The sequence below is a fragment of the Halopenitus persicus genome (assembly GCF_002355635.1).
Classification (GTDB): domain Archaea; phylum Halobacteriota; class Halobacteria; order Halobacteriales; family Haloferacaceae; genus Halopenitus; species Halopenitus persicus_A.
Genome location: NZ_AP017558.1, coordinates 1,899,807 through 1,917,443 on the forward strand (window position 1 = coordinate 1,899,807; position 17,637 = coordinate 1,917,443).

17 protein-coding genes are annotated in these 17,637 nt (G+C 70.0%); 3 read left to right on the plus strand and 14 right to left on the minus strand.

Annotated features, from left to right (window positions below):
- Positions 1-72 precede the first annotated feature (72 nt).
- Positions 73-345, minus strand: a complete 273-nt coding sequence (locus CPZ00_RS09215; RefSeq protein WP_096390618.1) for a winged helix-turn-helix domain-containing protein — start codon at positions 343-345, stop codon at positions 73-75.
- A 440-nt stretch (positions 346-785) separates the two neighbouring features.
- Between CPZ00_RS09215 and CPZ00_RS09220 the strand changes: the two genes are divergently transcribed.
- Positions 786-1,502 carry a class I SAM-dependent methyltransferase gene (locus tag CPZ00_RS09220; RefSeq protein WP_096390619.1) on the plus strand — a complete coding sequence of 239 codons (717 nt, stop codon included), beginning with the start codon at positions 786-788 and terminating at the stop codon, positions 1,500-1,502.
- A gap of 45 nt (positions 1,503-1,547) precedes the next feature.
- Here CPZ00_RS09220 and CPZ00_RS09225 read toward each other — a convergent pair whose 3' ends face one another.
- Both CPZ00_RS09225 and CPZ00_RS09230 read right to left on the minus strand, forming a co-directional pair.
- A complete protein-coding gene (locus CPZ00_RS09225; RefSeq protein WP_096390620.1) occupies positions 1,548-1,955 on the minus strand; it encodes a TRAM domain-containing protein in 408 nt (135 codons plus the stop codon).
- 128 nt (positions 1,956-2,083) lie between these two features.
- Positions 2,084-2,923 carry a YkgJ family cysteine cluster protein gene (locus tag CPZ00_RS09230; protein ID WP_096390621.1) on the minus strand — a complete coding sequence of 280 codons (840 nt, stop codon included), beginning with the start codon at positions 2,921-2,923 and terminating at the stop codon, positions 2,084-2,086.
- 182 nt (positions 2,924-3,105) lie between these two features.
- Between CPZ00_RS09230 and CPZ00_RS09235 the strand changes: the two genes are divergently transcribed.
- Positions 3,106-3,546, plus strand: a complete 441-nt coding sequence (locus CPZ00_RS09235; protein ID WP_096390622.1) for a DUF5788 family protein — start codon at positions 3,106-3,108, stop codon at positions 3,544-3,546.
- 61 nt (positions 3,547-3,607) lie between these two features.
- Here CPZ00_RS09235 and CPZ00_RS09240 read toward each other — a convergent pair whose 3' ends face one another.
- The 11 genes from CPZ00_RS09240 to CPZ00_RS09290 form a co-directional block, all read right to left on the minus strand.
- Complete coding sequence (locus tag CPZ00_RS09240) at positions 3,608-4,783, minus strand: DHH family phosphoesterase (protein WP_096390623.1); 1,176 nt, start codon at positions 4,781-4,783, stop codon at positions 3,608-3,610.
- 80 nt (positions 4,784-4,863) lie between these two features.
- Positions 4,864-5,757, minus strand: a complete 894-nt coding sequence (locus CPZ00_RS09245; protein WP_096390624.1) for an SDR family oxidoreductase — start codon at positions 5,755-5,757, stop codon at positions 4,864-4,866.
- On the minus strand, positions 5,758-6,189 hold the full coding sequence (locus tag CPZ00_RS09250) for a DUF5791 family protein (protein ID WP_096390625.1): 432 nt from the start codon (positions 6,187-6,189) through the stop codon (positions 5,758-5,760).
- Positions 6,190-6,297: 108 nt separating this feature from the next.
- The gene (locus tag CPZ00_RS09255; RefSeq protein WP_096390626.1) at positions 6,298-9,531 is read right to left on the minus strand and encodes a DUF7286 family protein; all 3,234 of its coding nucleotides are present in this window, start codon (positions 9,529-9,531) and stop codon (positions 6,298-6,300) included.
- On the minus strand, positions 9,518-10,024 hold the full coding sequence (locus CPZ00_RS09260) for a DUF7284 family protein (protein WP_096390627.1): 507 nt from the start codon (positions 10,022-10,024) through the stop codon (positions 9,518-9,520). The genes CPZ00_RS09255 and CPZ00_RS09260 overlap by 14 nt, the downstream gene beginning before the upstream one ends.
- Complete coding sequence (locus tag CPZ00_RS09265; RefSeq protein WP_096390628.1) at positions 10,021-10,509, minus strand: DUF7285 family protein; 489 nt, start codon at positions 10,507-10,509, stop codon at positions 10,021-10,023. Before CPZ00_RS09265 ends, CPZ00_RS09260 begins: the two co-directional genes overlap by 4 nt.
- A complete protein-coding gene (locus tag CPZ00_RS09270; RefSeq protein WP_096390629.1) occupies positions 10,490-10,975 on the minus strand; it encodes a DUF7283 family protein in 486 nt (161 codons plus the stop codon). Before CPZ00_RS09270 ends, CPZ00_RS09265 begins: the two co-directional genes overlap by 20 nt.
- A 34-nt stretch (positions 10,976-11,009) precedes the next feature.
- Positions 11,010-12,875: a type II secretion system F family protein gene (locus CPZ00_RS09275; protein ID WP_157744216.1), complete on the minus strand. Its 1,866-nt coding sequence runs from the start codon at positions 12,873-12,875 to the stop codon at positions 11,010-11,012.
- The gene (locus CPZ00_RS09280) at positions 12,872-14,947 is read right to left on the minus strand and encodes an ATPase, T2SS/T4P/T4SS family (RefSeq protein ID WP_096390630.1); all 2,076 of its coding nucleotides are present in this window, start codon (positions 14,945-14,947) and stop codon (positions 12,872-12,874) included. Before CPZ00_RS09280 ends, CPZ00_RS09275 begins: the two co-directional genes overlap by 4 nt.
- 57 nt (positions 14,948-15,004) lie before the next feature.
- Positions 15,005-15,505 carry a DUF7311 family protein gene (locus CPZ00_RS09285; RefSeq protein WP_096390631.1) on the minus strand — a complete coding sequence of 167 codons (501 nt, stop codon included), beginning with the start codon at positions 15,503-15,505 and terminating at the stop codon, positions 15,005-15,007.
- Positions 15,502-16,335 carry a DUF7310 family coiled-coil domain-containing protein gene (locus tag CPZ00_RS09290; RefSeq protein ID WP_096390632.1) on the minus strand — a complete coding sequence of 278 codons (834 nt, stop codon included), beginning with the start codon at positions 16,333-16,335 and terminating at the stop codon, positions 15,502-15,504. The genes CPZ00_RS09285 and CPZ00_RS09290 overlap by 4 nt, the downstream gene beginning before the upstream one ends.
- 151 nt (positions 16,336-16,486) lie before the next feature.
- Here CPZ00_RS09290 and CPZ00_RS09295 point away from each other — a divergent pair, with 151 nt between their 5' ends.
- Complete coding sequence (locus tag CPZ00_RS09295; RefSeq protein WP_096390633.1) at positions 16,487-17,575, plus strand: tubulin/FtsZ family protein; 1,089 nt, start codon at positions 16,487-16,489, stop codon at positions 17,573-17,575.
- Positions 17,576-17,637: the final 62 nt, after the last annotated feature.

Genomic DNA, 17,637 nt, shown 5'->3' on the forward strand with positions numbered 1-17,637 from the left:
GTAAAAGACTCTTCGTGACCCGCCGGGCGGCGCGGCGGCGGGTCTCATACACGGTTCAGCCGGGTATCCGCCTCAGGTTCTGAGGTAGTAGACCTGCTTGCGGGCGTCCTTGAAGCTGTACCGTGAGTCGACGATCTCCGACTCCTCGAGCCGGTTGAGTGCGTACCGAACCGTCCTGTCGGGAAGCAGCGACTCCTCGGCGAGCTGGCCCTGTGAAAGCGGCGCGTCGTCTTCGAGGACCTTCGCGACGAGCTTGGCGCTCGGAGGGAGCTCGCGGAGGCGGTCGCGATACTCCGATTCAGACAGGATCGTCGGCTCGTGGGTCTCCGCGGAACGAGTGCTCATATCGGGTGGGTGCCAGCGGTGCATCGTAAAGGTTGGCTATATATAGGACAATTCGATATCGACAATATAATGTCTTAATATGTGTCCGCGTCGCTTCGGCTCGCGGACGCCGATCGGTCGTTGATGGATCGGGTCGTCTCTCGTCGTTCCCGCTCATTCCCGTTCGTGCTCCTCCGTTCCCGCTCATTCCCGTTCGTGCTCCTCCGTTCCCGCTCATTCCCGTTCGTGCTCCTCCGTTCCCGCTCATTCCCGTTCGTGCTCCTCCGTTCCCGCTCATTCCCGTTCGTGCTCCTCCGTTCCCGCTCATTCCCGTTCGTGCTCTTCCCTCCGACGCCGTTCCCGATCGCATCCGGAACGACGTCCGGATCGGCCGATCGAACGGTCGTACCGGCTCGACATCCAGTACGGTTTTGTCGTTCGGGGCGTGAGGACATTCTAGTGTGAAAGGACAGGATTGGTATCAGGCGGACGACGTCGCCGAGGAGTACGACGACATCCGGTTCGCCGACGGCGGGCGCGTGATCGACCGCCGGGAGAAGGAGGCGGTGCTGTCGGCCCTCGATCCGATCGCGGACAAACGCGTGCTCGAGGTCGCCTGCGGTACCGGTCGCTTCACCACGATGCTCGCCGATCAGGGCGCCGACATCGTCGGGCTCGACATCTCCCGGGAGATGCTCGAACAGGGCCGCCGAAAGGCGCGGGACGGAGGGATCGACGACCGCGTCGAGTTCATGCGCGGCGACGCCTCGCGACTCCCGTTCCCCGACGACCACTTCGACGCCGTCCTCGCGATGCGGTTCTTCCATCTGATGGACGATCCGGTCCCGTTCCTCTCCGAGTTGGCCCGGGTGAGTAGCGACCAGATCGTCTTCGACACGTTCAACCGACGGAGTGCACGCGTGCTCTACACGTGGCTTCTCCCGATGGGGTCACGGCTCTATTCGGAGAACCAAGTCGTCTCGATGCTATCCGCCGCGGATCTCGAGCTCGCCGGCGAGGAGCACGACTTCGTGCTCCCGTACGGGTTCTACCGGAACCTGCCGGGTGCGGTCGCGAAGGGGTTCCGAGCCGTCGATGAAGCGATCGGTCGGACGATCCCGGGCGATTACGTCGCGTCCGTCTCCTACTGGGACGCCCGCGTTTCCCCTGACGAGTAGCCGCAGCCCAGCACCCGCCCTCGCGGAACCGGCGACGTGCCGCGGTCAGACGTCCTCGTCGACGATCTCGCCGACGGCGAAGTTCGATTTGACCTCCGTGACCTCGATCTTCACGCGCTCGCCGACGTCGCCGCCCGGAACGATGATCACGTAGCCGCGCTCGACGCGAGCGATCCCGTCGCCCTGCTTGCCGATGTCCTCGATCTCGACGTACCGCATTTCGCCGGGCTCGACCGGCGGCTGTGGGCCGTCGCCGGCATCGGCATCCGTGCCGCCGATCCCGTCGACGTCGTCCTCCGATTCGGCGCCCGCGATGAGCGCGACGCGATACGTCTCGCCGACGTCGACCGTGCCGGTTTCGACCTCCCGCTTCGGTACCTCGACGACGTAGGAGTCGTCCGTCTCTCGGACGTCCGCACTGAACAGACAGAGGAGTTTATCGGAAATTTCCATAGTAGACCTCTACCGGATACTCACGAGCGAGTATAATAGTTGTACCGCCAGCGGATCGTCGTTCCCGGGACCGTCGGCCGACCCATCACCCCCGGCGGCGCCGGACGACCCATCACCCGTGACCCCATTCACGACCGTTCGGTCCGGTCCCCGTCGATCGGCGTTCCGTCGGGGCGCTTTTGCCCCTCCGAGTCGTGGACGACGACGCCGTCGACGTCTCCCGCCGGACGATAGGCGTCCCGAACCCCGATCGCCTCCTCGAGCTCCCGGACCGCCCGCCGCTTCAAGGCGTCCGCGAGGTCCTCGGCCTCGGACCGGGAGATGTCACGTCCCAGCCCCTCACACTCGTGGGCCCGGACCATCCCCGCCTCGTCGACCGCCTCGCCCATCGGCTGGCTCGTCCCGCCGAGCGCGACGCTAAACGGGTACGTCCGACACACCAACGGCCGATCCTCGTGCACCGTGCAGGCGCCGCGTCCGTCGGTCTCCCGGTAGAAGGTACAGTTCCCACACGCGTCCGTCTGCAGGGCCCACTCGAACGTCTCGCCGACCGGCTCTCCCGTCGTCGACTCATCGAGACCGTACGGCATCGGACGGGCAACGTCACGCCAGTCGTACTCGCCGTCCGTGGCGTCGTCACTGCCGTCCTCGCTTCCATCACCGGCGGCACTGTCCTCGGCGCCGGGTACACTGTCCTCGACGGCGTGTTCGTTGCCGAGGGTCGCCAGCAACTCCCGAACCTCCTCGGGGAAGACGGTCGCCGTGTGTGGCTCCGCGTGCGATCGATCGTCCTCCGTCTCGACGCCAGCGCCATCGCCCTCAGCAACGCCATCGTCGGCGTTCGGCGTATACCCCTTGCAGCAGGCTCCACAGCGCGTACACTCGAACCCGATCGACTCGATCGCGTCCGCGAGATCGGCGACCGACAGCTCACGGGCGCGGTCGAGTTCGGCCTCGAGGCTCTCCATACGTCCTCATTCGCGTGCACGTGCTAAACCTCCGTGGTCGGTGTGTGCGTTCCATCCTCGTGGTCGGTGTGTGCGTTCCATCCTCGTGGTCGGTGTGTGCGTTCCATCCTCGTGGCCGCCGTGCCGCCACATCCCTCGGGTCGGACGAAGGAGCGAAGTGTTCCGAGCCGCTTTGCACCCGTGTGAAGGAGTATCGCCGCAAACAGCTGCTCGAGCGCGTCAACCGCGAGGCCGCGACGATCGGGGCGTCGATCCCCGAGACGATCGAGGTGCAGGGCGAGCCGATCGACCTCCGCGAGTTCGTCTTCGAGATCAAACGCCGCGAGACCGTCCCGCCGGGCGAGCGCGAGCGCGTCGAGCAGGCGAAACGGAACCTTCGTCGCGAGCGCATCGAGCGGCTCGACCGCATCGAGGCGGGGGAGGTCTCCTACGAGACCGGCGCCGAGCTCGCCGACGCGATCATCGGGATCGACCGCGCGCTCGACGCGCTCGAGTCCCTCGAACCTGCCGACGTCGAGGCGGAGGCCGAACGACAGGACGCGGTCGACACGAAACGCTGGATGAACTTCCTCAAGCAGGCGCTCGGCCGCGAGGACTCCTCCACGGGCCGCACGCGGTTCTGATTCTGACGTCGTTCGCCCTCCGGACCCCTCGGCAAGCGGACCGCTGCGACCGTCGGCGTGGTCACACGTCCCCGGCCATCGCCCGGAACAGCCCGTCCGAGAGGTCGTCGCGGTCGACGGCCTCCTCGATCGAATCGTCCGTCGGATCGATGTCGGGCGTGATTCGCCCCCCGCCCATCCGCGCGTGACCGCCGCCGTCGCCGTTCGGAACGTCCGTGAGCGCCTCCTCGATCGCCTTCCCCATATGGACCCGGTCGTCTCGCGACCGTCCCGAGAGGTGGATCGTCCCGTCCCGCTCGCCGACGATCACGACGGCCGTGACGCCCTCCAGCTGGATCAGCTCGTCGGCCGCCTGCGGGATCGCGTCGACGTTGTTAACTGATCCCACGTCGGCGACGGCAAACGATCCCTCGACCTGTCGGCCCGCGATCGCCCGTGCCTTCACCTCGAGGACCTCGGCGTCGACCGCCGGGTTCGCGATCCGGTCGAGCCGATCCTGGTCGACCCCGGGATAGAGATAGCTCGCTGCGGCGAAGTCGGCCTCGCTCGCGCCGACTGTGAGGTGGTTGGTGTCGGCGAGGATCCCGTACAACAGTCCCGTCGCCGCACTGGTTGGCAGGGTGTAGCTTCCGTCGGTTTCGCTCGCGTGCATGTCGGGCGGCACCGGAGCCGCGTCGTTGTCCTCGAAGTACTCGGCGACGATCGACGCGGTCGCACCGTAGTCGGTCCGAACGTCGGTGAACTCCTCGCCCGCTCCGTCGCCGGGATGATGGTCGACCACCGCGAGCGGCAGGACGCCGTCCGCGCCGCCGAATCCGCGGGCCTCGTTGTGGTCGACCAGGACGACCGACTCGGCGGCGAGATCCGTGACGTGGTCGATCCGGTCCAGCTCCAGGTCGAGGACCGTCCGGAACGCCCGGTTCTCCTGGTGGCGGATCTGGCCCGGATACTGGATCGTCGCGTCGACGTTGACCTGATCGGCCAGCTCGACGACGCCGATCGCGGCGGCCATCGCGTCGGGATCCGGGTTCGGATGCATCAACACCGCGATCTCCCCGGCGTCGGCGATCAGCCGCCGGAACGTGACGCCGCGGGCCCGGCGCAGACGGACGAACGCGTAGACGCTCCCGAGCACGACCACCAACGCGATCGCCGTTGCGACCGCTAGCTCGGGGTTCTCACGGACGAACAGCTCCGCGTCGGCGATCCACTCCTCGCCCGCCGTGGCCTGGACCATACACCACTCATCACCGGCTCGGCCTACAAGAAACCACCCGACGGTTTTCCCCCGGTCAGCGTCCGTCGGGCTTCGTGCCGTCAGTTCCCCGTCCGGTATGTCTCGATCGCCGCCCGGTAGCCCTCCCGGTAGGTCGGGTACTCGAGTTCGTACCCCAACTCCTGGAGGTGATCGTTCGAGCACCGCTTGCTCGTCCGGATCCGCCGTTCGGCACGTTCGGAGAGGTCCGGATCCGAGAGCCGGTCGGCTTTCAAGCGCTTCGGCGGCCGGTCGACGCCACACTCGTCGGCCAGCCAGTCGGCGAAGGCGTGTTTCGCGACCGGCTCGTCGTCGGTGACGAGCACGACCTCCTCGCGGGCCCGACCCGTCTCGAGGAGGTGGCGGATCGCCCCCGCGGCGTCGTCCCGGTGCACCATGTTCAGGTACCCCTCGGTCACCGGCCCTTCGAGGTACCGCTCGAGCCGGTAGCGGTCCGGGCCGTATAGCCCCGAAAACCGGGTCACGGTTCCGTCGATTCCCGCCTCGGCGCTCGCCTCGAGCGCGACGCGTTCGGCTGCCGCCAGAACGCTGGTCTTCTCCGTCTGCGGGTCGAGCGGCGTCGTCTCGTCCACCCAGTCGCCGTCGTGATCGCCGTAGACGCCGGTCGAGGAGGTGTAGACGAGTCGGTCAGGGACGGTCTCTCGGGATCCATACTCGGCGATCACGTTCTCGAGTCCCTCGACGTAGACGGCTCGTGCGGCCGCCGCGTCGCGTCCGCCGGAGCTGGCCGCGAAGACGACCGCGTCGGCGTCGGGGAGCGCCGACAGCGAGTCCGGATCCGTGACGTCCGCTCGGACCGGCACGAGGCCGGCCGCCTCGACCGCGCTCGCGCCCGCTTCCGACCGACGAACGCCCCAGACGTCGTGTCCGTTCGCGACGAGCCCGCGGCCGAGCTCCAGCCCGACGTAGCCACAGCCGACGATCGCGACGCGCATCTACGGTCCCCGCGCCTCGAGCGCCGCGGTGATCTCCGCGAGTTGCCCGATCGTCATCCGGGTGCGCCCCTCGAGCGCCTGCTGGAGCTCCTGTCCGGTGAGATCCGAGTCGATCGCTCCCGCGAGCGTGTCGACGTCGACGACCGCGGTCGTCATTCCCATCAGGAGGTGGTCCCGGAGCTCGTAGACGATCGCGTCCGGGTCCCGATCGCCCGCGACCGCGAGGATCGCGGCCGCCTCCTCGATCGAGAGGTCAGCGATGGCGCCCGTCGTCCCCGTTGTGACCATCTCGATCCGGCCGTCCCCGAGATCCGTCTCGGCGCCGATCGCCTCGACGCCCGCAGCGTCGACGGACTCCCGCAGGAGTCGCCGGTAGGCGTCGAGCACCGCCTCAGCGTCGGCGTCCTCCGCCGGCGTGACTTCGTGAAGCATACCGATGATCGGCCGTCGTCGCGGAAAACGACTGCGGTCGTGGCGCTCCGCGGCTCGCGGCGACCGCCCCCGAATCCGTGGTTTCACTCCGACCCGGAGTCCGCGGTTTCACTCCGACCCGGAGTCCGCCGAACACGTCCGACGTTCGGGGCCTGGACAGGGCCAGCCGGCGGACCGCTCGCTCCACGTCCCGTCGACGTCGCCCACGCCGGGCGGTCCCGGTGGGACCGCGACGACGACCGTCGTTCCCGTCTCGAACCGGACGGGATCGGTGTAGCCGAGCGTGACCTGCTCGCCGTCCACCTCGACCGTCGATCGGCTCGACTGACGGACGTACCTGAACGTCTCGCCGGGCGGCCCCGTGTTCGATCGCAGCTCGAACCGGGGGTAGGTCCCCGCGACGTCGACGTGCCACACGTTCACCGTCGCGTACCAATATCCCGGAACGGGGGCGACCGGGAGGCCGGCACCGACCTGCTTCGGCACCTCCGTCGCCCATTCGTGCTCCTCGTCGAGCCGGTCGACCGCCTCGCCGCTCGCCCGTCGAAGCTCGTCCTCGACGGCTGATTCGATCCGCTTCCGGGCCACGGTTCGGGTGATTTCGCCCGCACGAGCGACCCGTGCCTTCGACACGCTCGTTCGGTCGGAGTCCATCGCCGACCGCAGCGTCGTCCGGATCTCGGCCGCGAGCCGCGCGCGGCTCCCGTCCGTGAGGGTGGTCCGACGTCCGGTCACCGTGACGATCGTCTCGGCGTACCGTCCGTCTCCCATCGCGGTTGCGAGTTCACCCGGGGTGGCGTAGCGGTCGCTCGCCGCCTCGACGATCGCGTTCCGCTCGCTTCCGGGGAGGTCGGTGACCGCTCCGAGCCGACGTTCGACCCGCCGTTCGACCCGGTCGATCGACCCGCTGACGTCCGACTCGAGCACGTCGTGCGAGCGTCGCAGCTCGGCCGCTTGCTCCTCGTTCGGGGTCGCCGATCGACCGTCGCCGGGCGTTCCCGCACCGCCGGACGTTCCCGTACCGTCTCGCATCGCCGTTCCATCGCTCGTCTCCCGGAGCGTTCGCTCGGTCGCCGCGAGCGTTCGCCCCGCTTGCGGGAGCGGAACGCGGTCGCCGGCCGCAAGCACTTGGTCGACGATGCCGCTTGCAGCGTCCCCGTAGGGAACCGTGAAGACGTTCACGTTCCGCGTCACGAGGGACCGGGTCCCGCTCTCCGGCTCGACGGCCGGCGAGGCTGCGTCGATCGTCGTTCGCGGGAGGTACCCCGGCGATCCCGACGGCTGGAACGAGACGGATCCTCCCGGTCCGTCCGCCCCGATCTCGTCGGGTTCCGGGTCGGTTGCCCGTCCCGCCGCGGCGACGTACTCGCCGAGTGACGTCCCGTCCGTCGATCCGCCTCGGCCGCGTTCGTTTGCGGCATCCTCGATCCCATCCTGCACGTCCCGCGTCGTCCGTGCCCGACGTTCCAGCTTCTCGATCGTCGCGTCGACGTAGGCACGCCGAGCCGCCACGCGGGCGCGGTCGGACGCTCCGTCGTACGTCCCTGGCGCGTCGATCAGCTCGCCGCGCTTGGACCGAAGCACCGCAGCCAATTCGCCGTAGGGGTCCGCTTTACCGGCCGCGACCGCGTGCATCTCGACCGTGGTCTCGGTCGCGCGGACCACCTCGTGTATCGCGGCGAGATCATCGCGTATCCATCCCCGGAGACTCGCGGGCTGGTCGCCGTACACGACCGTCCGTCGTCGCAGCTCGGCGTTCGACTCGACCGCCCGCTCGGCGACTGCATCGACGTTCGTGGCGTCGAGTTCACGGCGTGCCGCACCGGGCGCATCACGGAGGTTCGGGCCGTCGATCGCGCCGCCGCGTTCGAACGTCGGCGACGTCGGTCCGTCGGGTGCGCCCGCCGACGGCGCGTACCGTCCCTCCACGGAGACGGTGACGCGGTACCGCTGGCTCCACCGTACCGTCGTCGTTCGACGGCTCGAGCCGTCCGTCCAGTACCGCGTCGTTCGGTGGTCGACCGCGACCCGTCTCGTCGCCGTGTCGAACCCGTCATCGTCGCCGGATCCGCGTGCGTCCGCCGTGCTCGTGGTCCGCTCGCCGACGTACGTCCAGTTCGCTCCCGGTGACTCGCGTGACGGCGGTCGTGCCCGTCCGCCCGTCCGCTCGACGCGGATTCGCCTCGCCGCCTCGACGCGATAGGCAGCCTCGGCGATCGCGTCCGTTCGATCGAGGGTCTCGACGAGCGCCGCGTCCGCCGCCGGACCGGCGGTGACGGTCTGGGTCGCGTTGGCCGCGTCGGACACGTCGGCCGTTTCGGACACGTCGGTCGTTTCGGTCGGATCGGCCGCCGTCGTAGCATCGTCCGGATCGGGAACCGAGGCCTCGAGCACGAACCGGCTCCACTCGCGCTCGTCGAGGCTGGTCGGTTCGAGGAGATCCGTGAGGCCGGTTCGAACGGCCGCGCGTCCGACGCCCGCGCTCGCGTTCGGATCCGCGGCGCCGAACGCCTTCCGTTGTACCGCGGTGATCCCGGCGTTCGTCGAGAGTTCGACGTGCCGGTTCCCGACGACGTTCTGGACCGGCGCGCCGAACCGCTGTGCGTACCCGCGTGCCCAGGCGATCGCGTAGAGCCGGCCGGTCAGCTGGCGGCCCAGTCCCGATCCCTCGATGGCGCCGCGGTTCAGGGCAGCCTCGAACCGTTCGGTCCGTTCGTGGGCGGCCAGCACCGGGACCGCGACGACGACCGTGACGTCACGGGTTCGTTCCCCGACGATCCGGCCGTTGCGTCTGGCGGTGGTCGTCACGTTATGCACGGTCGCCTCCAGCGCCGTGCCGTTCGCGATCGGCGCGATCGTCACGCCGTCTCGGACGTCCGCGAGGGTCGTCGGATCGTCGTTGCCGGGGTCGTACCCGCTCCGACTCGGCGGCGCCGGATCCTCAAACGGGACCGCGGTCGTGGCCCGGACGTCCCCCTCACGGGTCGTGACCGTTTCGGCGGACGATTCGACCGCGAGCCCGATCCGGATCCGAAGCGCGTCCTCGAAGGCGGACCCGTTCCGGATCACGGTTTCGGCGAGCTCCGGCGCGGGTCGCGTCACCGGTCGGGCGGCCGCCGCCCGCGCTGCGTCGGCGGTCGCGCTCCGGATCGCGGGCGTCAGATCGGCGCTCGCGCGATCCATCGCCCGTTCGACCGACCGATCGACTGTCACGCCCGTCGTTGCGAGCCCGCTCGCGTACGCCGTGCTCGAGACGAGCAACAGGACGCCGACGAGCGCGAACGGGACGCGCCCGCGCCGGTCGTCCGCGATCGACAGTGCCGGTCGGTCAGACGGCCGCACGGTCCCACCTCCGAACCACGATTCGGACCGTCGTCTCGCCCCGATCGATCGGCACGTCGACGACCGCGGTCCACACGCGGGCGGTCGACGAGGGCGATCCGCCGACCGTCATCGTGGTTCGACGCCTCTCGCCGTCGGCGTCCGACGTTTCGTCCCTCGATGGAACGCGAACTGCGACGCCGGTTCGTGGGTCGAGCCGCTCGCCGACGACGTTCGAAACGGCGCGTTGATACGTTCGTTCCGAGCGGGTCGCGTCCTCCGCGACGAGCGCCGCGAGCGCGAGGTGTTCGGACAGGGTTGCGTGGTGGCGTCGGTGATCGGCGTTGCCGTGGGTCTCGTAGGAAACGGTCGCCGTCTCGGTCGCGATCCGATCGGCGAGGTCATCGGTATGGGTTTCCGGACCGGTGTCGGTCGGCGCGATCCCCACGACGGTCCCGACGCTCGCGGAGACACACAGAAGGAACAGTCCGACGTCGAGAACGGTGCTCGTCATCGACCCACGACCACCCGAAGCTCCCCACGCACCTGCTCACCCGGCACGATCCGGACGCTGACCGACTGCCTCGCCACGGTCGTCCCCGCCGGAATCGGTCGGATCGCGCTCCGCTCGCCGGCCACCCACCGCCGATCGGCGGTGACGATCGCGACGCCGATCCGTTGCCGATCGATTCCGACGTCGCCCGGAACGCTCAGCCGGCCCGGGTGCGCGACGCCGGCAACGACGACCCGGTCCTCGACGCGCTCGAGGACGAGTCCGGCCGTTTCACGCGACTGCGTTCCCGGATCGGCATCCGCGATCGCGCCGGCGTACAGCGCGAACCCGATCCCCACCGCGAGCAGGGCGACGAGCGCGGCGACCGGCTCCGTCTGTCCTCGATCGTGGGTCGCGTCGGTTCGGATCCGGACGCGGTTCGTCTTCGCTCGCTCTCGAGCCGCAGCCGAGTCGCGACCGCGGCAGTCAGCCGACGAGCGTGACACGAGTCCCCTCCCAGCGTATCGATCGAATTCGGAGCCGATTCGGCGCCCGTTCCCACCGCGGATTCCGTCGGTATCGACCACGGGACTCGACCGCGGCTCGGTTCAGGGCCTCGGGGGAATCGAAGACGCGGTTCGGCGGCTCGCCGGACAGTACTCTCCGAAGCCGGTCGTCGCTTCCGGCGCTCGTGGCCGGCGTCACGGGTCCGAATCGGAGCGGCGCCGTCGTCGAGCCGCCCGGACCGCGTAGCGAGACGCGGGTCGGAGACAGACGGATTCGGTCGGCCGCGACCCCGTGTTCGGCCGTCGCCGGGAGTTCGTCGGCGGCGACGCGGTCGATCGTGTCCGCGACGCCGGTCGCGTCCGGAGTCGGCCCCGAGGGGATCCCCGCGGCCGTCCCGAGCGTGAGCACGCTGACGGCAGCGATCCCCAGCCACGTGTACCACGTTTCGATCGGTGCGTCGATCATGGCACGGAGTGGCCCCGGTATGGGATATAAACGTTCACAGCAGCGTTCCTGCGCCGACGAACGCGACGATGTACGTGACCGTCGCGGTCGGGACGGCGATGCCGACGCGATAGGCCACGAGCGTCGGATCGAGACCCCGCTGCACCGTCGTCGACAGTGCGGTGAGGATGGCGGACAGCAGCAGCACGTACGTTCCGACGATACGACCGAGCATCGGAACCGGAATCGGGTCGACGATCGGCCCGGTTCCCGAGCCGCCGCCAACGCCCGTGGCCGCCTCCGAACCGACGGTGGGTGACGTCGACGCTCCGGGGCCGACTCCGGCGGTCGGATCCCCCGCCAGCATCGTCCCCATTGCGGGGTCGAGTCCTCCGCCGGCGATCGCGCCGCCGTCCATCCCGGCCGCGAGCGCGACCGTCGCGCCGCCGACGAGCGGCCCGAACACCGTCGCGGTGTTCGACAACGTTCGGGTGACGGTCCGAAGCTGCCTGGTCGCGTCGCGTTCGAGGGTCCGGAGCTCCTCGAGTTGATCGGCGAGCTCGATGACCACGTCCCCGGCGGGCCGTCCCTCGCGGGCGGCGATCGACAGCAGCGCTACGGCTCCCTGCACTCGCGGACTCGGTACGTGAGCGAACGGTCCCTCCTCGCCGACCAACGCCGACTCGACGTCGACGCGGAGCGTTCGGCTTCGCCGTCCGGCCGCCGCGAACGCCGCGCCGGCGGGACCGTCCATCGTCTCGCCGGCGCGTCGCACTGCGTGCTCGACCGCGACGCCGTCCGCGACCGCGCCGCCGATGGTCGAGAGCGCGTCCGGCAGCGCCGTCTCGATCGACCGAACGCGGCGGAGCACCCGACGGCGCGGGAGCGCGAACAGCCCGACCCCGGCACCGAATCCGGCCCCGACGGCGGCGATCGGCGCGCTCCACGGAACGACGGTGCCGCCGAGAAACCACCCGCCGATGCCGGCGATCACGCCGGCGCCGAGGGGGCGCCGATATCCCGACGGAACGTCGGGGTGACTCGCATCGATACGCGGCGGCGGGAACGCGACCGGACGACGCAACAGCAGCCAGCCGCTCGCGACCAGGAGGACCGAGGGGAGGACGAGGACGTACACGATCGCCATCGTGGCGGCGCCGAGCGGCAGCCCGGTCGCCCGCGCCGCCGGTAGCAGGGCGATGAGCGCAAGCGGCAACAGGACGCCGAAGGCGTAGATTCCCGACACCGGCGCCTGAACGTCTCCGATGAACGCAGCCATCCGATCCGTCGTTCCGGCCGTGACCGCCTCGAGGGCACGGTCCAAGCCTCGTTCACGTCGCTCCCGCGGAGCCGACGCCGCCGCCCGGATCCGCGTTCCGGCTCGTTCGAGCGCGGGGAACCACGCGCTCCACTCCGCGGTGAACGACTGCAACCCGGAATCGGGACCCGCTCGTGAACGGACGGCCGCGTTCGCGAGGCTCGCCGCAAGGGGACCGTTCCCGGTCTCCGCGGCGAACGTGACCGCCCGCTCGGTCGACGGCTCCAACCGCATCCGGAGCACGATCCGTCCCACGATGCCTGGCGCAGCCCCGAGCGCTCGCGTTCGCCGGAGGACCGCCAACCAGCACGGAAACCGGCGCCGTACCTCGTAGGTCCCGTAGCCGATCATCGCCGCGATCGGGACGCCGCCCGGGCCCCGGAGCACCCCGGTTCCGAGCAGCATCACGGCAGCTCCGACCGCCAGTCCCCATCGTCGCGCGGATCCCTCGATCTCCGCTGGCGTCCGGTCGTCGTCGAGAAAGGACAGCGCCCGCTCGAGATCCGCGTCGGCCGCCGTTTCGGTCGAGTCCGTCGGATCGGTCGGATTGGCCGATTCCGACCCACCACCGAGTCGGTCAGCGCTTCGAGGTTCCGGGGTCATTGCTTCCTCCCGTCGGGTCCCGTTTCTCGGTCACCGATCGCGTCCGGGGACGTTCGTCCCGCTGCGGCGTGTGCGGCGATCGTCTCCGCCCGCGTCCGGATCGTCGCCCGTACGTCCGCGTACGACTCGGATCCGCGTGCCAATTCCTCAACGAGCCGGCTCGTCCCCCGGTCGATCCGGCCGGTCGCGACGAGGTCGTCGCCGTCCCGCTCGAACAGGCGATCGAAGACGACGCCGTTCCGTCCGGTCCGGAGTTCGGCGATCGTGACCACGCGATGGGAATCGAGCAGGACGAGGAGGTCCGTGCTCGCGAACGCGGTCGAGGGAACGCCGAGATCGGTGACGACCCGTTCGCGGACCGCCTCCGGATCGGTGCCGTGGATGGTTCCCAACACCGTCTCGCCGCTGGCGCCGACGCGCATCGCCTCGTAGAGCGCGGCGGCCTCCTCCCCGCGCACCTCCCCGACGACGATCGCACCGTCGCCGAGCCGGAGCGCGGTATGGACGGCCTCTGCCGGCGCCAGCTCGCGGCCGTTTCCGACCGAGAGGCGTTGGACGTCACGCCCCGCCGTTCGGAGCTGATCGACCGGGAGTTCCGGGGTGTCCTCGATCAGTACCCCGCGTGTCGACGCCGGAAGCTCCCACAACAGTGCGCCGAGCGTCGACGTCTTTCCGGCCCCTCGCCCGCCGGCGACCAGTCCGGCGACCCCGCGCTCGACCGCCACCGAGAGCAGGCCCGCGGCGGCCGGCGTCATCGTTCCGCACTCGAGCAGCCGCGGGAGCGTCCACGCCTCCGTGCCGCCGCGGCGGAACGTGAACCCGTAGCCGTCGCTCGCGGGTCGGGTCGTCGCCGCGACACGCACGGGACCGTGCTCGGTCTCGATGGTCGCATCGAGCGTGGGAGACGCCCGCGAGAACCCCTCGCCGGACACCCGACGGAGTCGGGAGGCCAGCGTTCCGGCGCCGCGTGGCGGCAGCCGGACGTTCGTCGGGAATCGTTCCCCGTCGATGACGACCCGGAGCGGCGTCTCCGCGACCGGCGGCGTGAGGAACGCGTCGGAGACGTGGTCGTCGGCGAAGACGTCCTCCAACACGCCGTAGCCTCGGGTGTGTCGACGAAGTACGTCAACGAGGATTTTTTGCTCGCCGAGATCGGTTCCGGGAGCACGGTTACGGTCCGTTCCGGGAGCACGGTTACGGTCCGTTCCGGGAGCACGGTTACGGTCCGTTCCGGGAGCACGATCGCGGTCCGCTTCGCGTTCACGAACGGCCGCCCTGATCGCTCGTGCGGGTTCCCGTGCCCCGTCCGTCTCGTCCTCGAGGAGCCGTCGTCTGGCTGCGGCGACGATCCCCAATTCCCGCGTCGACAGCGACGCCTCCGGCGGCGTGAGGTGGTAGGTCCGGAACGCGCCGGCGTGGTCGTAGATCCGGATCGTCGCTCCGGTCTCCGTGTCCCACCGGTCCGCAAGCTGAGCTCCGGGCGGCGGCCGGGTCGTGACCTCGGCGGTCGCGATCTCCGGCATCACGGACGGCCGAAGCACCTCCTCGTACCCGTCCGCCGATCGCGTCGTCTCGATCAGTCCGGTTTCGGCGGCCGCCTCCACGACCGGCCCGGAACGCCCGATGGCATCGACCGCGGTCCGTATCGGATCCCGCGCCGCGATGGCGGCCGTTCGCGGCTCGAACCCGCGGACGCGCTCGTGGAACCGACCGGCGGCGAGAAGGAGTGCTGCCGCTCGATCGCGGTAGGTGAATCGACGCCCGCGGGCACGCACGCGGATCACGTCGACGTCGCGGTCGGCTATAGCGCGGACGACGGTCGACCGACACGCCGGCTCGGTCGCCAGTCCACCGTCGCCGGGGCAGCCGCGTGCGTCGACCGTCAGAACCGTTCGGTCGGAACGGCTGCCGACGTCCGGTTCGGGGATCGCGGTTCGGCACGCACAGCCCTCGCTGGCCGGAACGATCGGCCTCGGCCCGTCGGCCGATCCGACGAGCCGGTCGTGGACGCTTCCGAGACCGTCGACGACGTCGTCGGGAAGACGGTCGCCGAGGCGATCGAGCGGTGACATACGTCGGCTGCCGCGGTATCGTATATAAATCGACGGCCGCCGTGGACTCGGTCCCGGTCACGGCTGGTCCGGCTCGATCGGCAGGAGTTCGACCGCGGACGTCCCGTCGCGCCGAACGTACCGGAGCTGGACGGTCGTTCCCGTCGTCGACAGCTCGATCGGCGGCGTTGCCGGTGCCAGCGTGGCACCCGGGATGGCGTGTGCTTCGGTCGACCCGCCGGTGAACCGGTACGCGAGCAGTAGCCGGCAGGTCTCCTCGGAACGCGCTCCGACGTCGATCGCGGATTCGTCGTCCCGCAGACACCCGATGCGTGCCCGCTCCACCGGGGCCGACCCGAACCCCGAGGGAACGGCGATCGAGACGGTCGTTCGAGCGGCCAGCGTCGGGTCGGCGAGCGCCGTCGAGTCGCTCGCGAGCCCGGTCGCGATCCGGTCGAGCCGCTCCGCGACGGTCCCGAGTTCGGTTCGCGTCGTCTGGTGGCCGGCGTCCGACAGCGCCGGCGACGCCGTCGCCAGCAGCACCACGGCGACCACGACGGCGAGGACCGTTCGGATCACAACACGTCACGGAGCTTCGCGAGGACGCCGGCATCGGGACGGTCGGATGCGGAACCAGCGTGATCGGTTGCGGCATCGGGTATCCGACCGATCTCGTCCGCGTTCGGCACCGCGGCAGCGGCCGCCGGCGGTCGATCGGTTCGGAGTGCGCCGCCGTCGGCACGTCTCGCGGCCGACCGATTCCCCGGTCCCGTCGTCGGACCATCCATTCCGTCGACGGTTCCGGTATGGTCGTTCCTTCCGTCGACGGTTCCGGCACCGTCGTCCGCCCTCCACGGCGCGTCGTCCTCGGTTACCTCGGCGATGGGTTCGTCGGACCCGGCGTCGTTCGGCGGGTCACGATCGTGATCCGCGCTTCGACCGGTTGCGGGCCGATCACGCTCGAGGCGGCTGGCCTTCGCGAGCGCGAGGTCGGCCCGGCGCTCGACCTCCCGATTGACGGCTCGGACGCCGCCCACGTACCCGCGAACCGCTTGGGTCGCCGCGTCCAGTTCCTCGAGGCGACGATCCATCGACTCGATCGTCGCCTCGAGCTCCGTGATCCGAGCATCCATCGCGGCTCGATCGGAGAGATCGGTCGCCGCGACGTCACCGGTGATGGCGCGCTCGATCGCGTCCACGCGCTCCGCCAGGGTATCCTCGTTTCCCTCGTGAATCCGGTCGACTTCGTTCACCCCATCGCTCTCGTGCGTCTCGTCGGGCTTACACATCCCGCCGAAGCCGCCGTCTCCGTTAACGACGCTCCCGTCGGCTTCGATCGCCCGTTCCTGATCCTGCCCGGTGCTTGCGGTGGCGTGACGGTCACCCGTCGCCGGACCGTGTTCGGACATGGGGTCGCTGTGTCGGATCCGTATATAAAAATCGGGGAGCGGTCGGTACGGACCCCGTCTCCGTTTCGGCTCCGCTTGCTCGCCGTTTCGACGGAATCGCGGGACGCCACCGGGGAAACCTTCATACGCCGGTGCGTTCATCGTACGAGGTATGAAGGCCGTCCTCGTCGGCGTCGGGCAGGCGGGCGGGAAGGTGACGACCGCACTGGCCGAGTTCGACGCCGAAATGGGGTTCGACGCGGTGCGTGAGGCCCTCGCGGTCAACACGGCGGTGGCCGATCTCGAGCCCCTTCCCGTCGACACGATCCTGATCGGCCAGTCGCGCGTCAACGGGCACGGCGTCGGCGGCGACAACGAGCTCGGCGCGACGGTGATGGCCGAGGACTCGGTCGAGGTCGTGGACGCGTTGACGAACCGCGTCACCGCCGAGGCGGAGGCGATCGTGGTCATCGCCGGGTTGGGCGGCGGAACCGGGTCCGGCGGCGCACCGGTGCTCGTACGCGAGCTGCGGCGCATCTACGACGTCCCCGTGTACGCGCTCGGCGTGCTCCCTGCCCGGGACGAGGGAGCGCTCTCCCAGGTCAACGCGGGGCGATCGCTGAAGACGCTCCTCCGAGAGGCTGACGCCACGATCCTGCTCGACAACGACGCGTGGCGCTCGGCGGACGAGAGCGTCGAGGGGGGTTACGGGAACCTCAACCGCAAGCTGGCCAAACGCGTCGGGCTGCTGCTGGCCGCCGGCGAGGCGACCCAGGGCGTCGGGGAGTCGGTCGTCGACACCAGCGAGGTGATCAACACGCTCGGCGCCGGCGGGATCGCGGCGGTCGGCTACGCGAGCGCCCCCGCCGCCGAGGACCCCGCCGAGAACATTACCACCCTGATGAGCACGACGCGGAAGGCGGTGATGACCGGACTCAGCCTCCCCGAGGCGACCGACGCCGACCGGGCGCTGCTGATCGCTGCCGGCGACGTGGACCGGATCCCCCGAAAGGGCGTCGAGAAGTCGCGACGCTGGCTCGAGGACGAGACGGGATCGATGGCGGTCCGCGGCGGCGACTTCCCGCTGCAGTCGGACCGGCTCGCGGCGATCGTCTTACTGGGCGGCGTGCAGCGGTCGTCTCGGGTGGAGCGGTTCCTCGAACGTGCGCGACAGGCGGCGGCCGAGACCGAAACGGAGGAGCGCGACCGCATCGATCGGGTCTCGGCGTTCGACAACGACGATCTGGACGACCTGCTGTAGGACCCGGCTTGCCGTCGTCCTCCGCCGTCGGTTGCGAGGCTGGCGACCGACGTCGGACCGCG

Bases quoted from the DNA above. Each gene is read 5' to 3' on its own strand.
- CPZ00_RS09295 (WP_096390633.1), top strand. From the start codon at position 16,487: ATGAAGGCCGTCCTCGTCGGCGTCGGGCAGGCGGGCGGGAAGGTGACG.
- CPZ00_RS09245 (WP_096390624.1), bottom strand. From the start codon at position 5,757: ATGCGCGTCGCGATCGTCGGCTGTGGCTACGTCGGGCTGGAGCTCGGC.
- CPZ00_RS09215 (WP_096390618.1), bottom strand. From the start codon at position 345: ATGAGCACTCGTTCCGCGGAGACCCACGAGCCGACGATCCTGTCTGAA.
- CPZ00_RS09240 (WP_096390623.1), bottom strand. From the start codon at position 4,783: ATGGTCCAGGCCACGGCGGGCGAGGAGTGGATCGCCGACGCGGAGCTG.
- CPZ00_RS09270 (WP_096390629.1), bottom strand. From the start codon at position 10,975: ATGATCGACGCACCGATCGAAACGTGGTACACGTGGCTGGGGATCGCT.
- CPZ00_RS09260 (WP_096390627.1), bottom strand. From the start codon at position 10,024: ATGACGAGCACCGTTCTCGACGTCGGACTGTTCCTTCTGTGTGTCTCC.
- CPZ00_RS09280 (WP_096390630.1), bottom strand. From the start codon at position 14,947: ATGTCACCGCTCGATCGCCTCGGCGACCGTCTTCCCGACGACGTCGTC.
- CPZ00_RS09275 (WP_157744216.1), bottom strand. From the start codon at position 12,875: ATGACCCCGGAACCTCGAAGCGCTGACCGACTCGGTGGTGGGTCGGAA.
- CPZ00_RS09290 (WP_096390632.1), bottom strand. From the start codon at position 16,335: ATGTCCGAACACGGTCCGGCGACGGGTGACCGTCACGCCACCGCAAGC.
- CPZ00_RS09225 (WP_096390620.1), bottom strand. From the start codon at position 1,955: ATGGAAATTTCCGATAAACTCCTCTGTCTGTTCAGTGCGGACGTCCGA.
- CPZ00_RS09250 (WP_096390625.1), bottom strand. From the start codon at position 6,189: ATGCTTCACGAAGTCACGCCGGCGGAGGACGCCGACGCTGAGGCGGTG.
- CPZ00_RS09230 (WP_096390621.1), bottom strand. From the start codon at position 2,923: ATGGAGAGCCTCGAGGCCGAACTCGACCGCGCCCGTGAGCTGTCGGTC.